This is a genomic window from Paenibacillus forsythiae T98 (assembly GCF_000520735.1).
GTDB lineage: Bacteria > Bacillota > Bacilli > Paenibacillales > Paenibacillaceae > Paenibacillus_AQ > Paenibacillus_AQ forsythiae.
On record NZ_ASSC01000844.1, the window covers coordinates 1 to 1,361 of the forward strand.

Here is a 1,361-nt window from a genome sequence, read left to right on the forward strand (position 1 = left end):
GGGTCTGTCAAGATTTTTGTGTAAACTCTTTTACAAGGCATCCCCCCGAGGGGGGATTTTCGAACCGCTAACGTAGGTGATGGCCAATCCGATCCGGGAAAAGAATGGACAGATGAAGCAGCATTTGCCCCCAGTTCTGGACACGTCCCGTCCATTTGCGGGTAACATCCATGGTCGCCAGATAGAGCATTTTTAGTAAGGCTTCATCGGTCGGAAAAATGCTTTTGCCTTTGGTTACTTTTCGAAGCTGCCGATGGTAGCTCTCGATCATGTTCGTCGTGTAAATGAGCTTGCGAATCTCCGGCGGGTACTTAAAGAAGGTGGAGAGCTCGTCCCAGTTCTGCCGCCAGGAGCGGATGATGAGGGGATACTTGGTGCCCCAGACCTCCTCAAAGCGGTCCAATTCCAATAAGGCTCCTTCCTCGGTTGCCGCCTTGTAAATCGGCTTTAGGTCAGCTGTGACTTTCTTGAGGTCCTTGTAGGATACGTAACGGGTGGAATTGCGAATCTGATGGATGATGCATTTTTGGATTTCCGTCTTCGGATAACAGGCGGCAATCGCCTGAGAGAAGCCGTTCAGGTTATCCACACAGATGATGAGGATGTCTTGTACGCCGCGGTTCTTCAGGTCATTCAGTACATTCAGCCAGAACTTGGATGTCTCATTTTCGCCGATCCACATGCCCAGCACATCCTTGTTGCCGTCCAGGTCGATCCCGATGACCATATAAGCGGCCTTGTTAATAATGGCCCCATCCTGCTTGACCTTGAAGTGGATGGCATCCATGTAAACCACTGCGTACACGCCCTGCAACGGCCGATTTTGCCATTCCTTGATCAGCGGAACGATCTTGTTGGTGACATTGGAAATGAGCGTGGGCGAGACCTCAATGCCGTACAAATTCTGCAAGTGATCCTGAATCTCACGGGTGCTGACCCCCTTGGCGTATAAGGCGATGATCTGGTCCTCGATGCCCGTTACGTTCTTCTGATGTTTCTTGACCACCACAGGCTCGAACTCCCCCAAGCGGTCCCGGGGAACATCGATCTCCTGCTCGCCATATTCGCTGACCACGGTCTTCTTGGTTTTGCCGTTCCGGCTGTTGGGCGTGGTTTTCGCCTGGATGTCATGTTTCTCGTAGCCCAGGTGCGTGTCCAATTCCGCCTCCAGCATCTCCTGAATCGTTTCGGCAAACAAGTCTTTCAACGCGTTTTGGGCATCCTGAGCCGTAACCAGCTTATTCTCCTTAATGAAGGCCCGCAGTTGTTCTTTTGTCCAGAGTCCCATGTGTTCTCCCCAACCTTTCTTCTACTTCCATTTTACTGGGTTTAGGAGTTTACACAATCTATTTTACAGACTC

The 1,361-nt window shown here is 51.1% G+C and carries 1 protein-coding gene; it reads right to left on the bottom strand.

The features are described from left to right. Window positions 1-67 precede the first annotated feature (67 nt). Window positions 68-1,288, bottom strand: coding sequence for an IS256 family transposase (locus L692_RS0125810; protein ID WP_025702780.1), 1,221 nt, complete (start codon window positions 1,286-1,288; stop codon window positions 68-70). Window positions 1,289-1,361 lie beyond the last annotated feature (73 nt).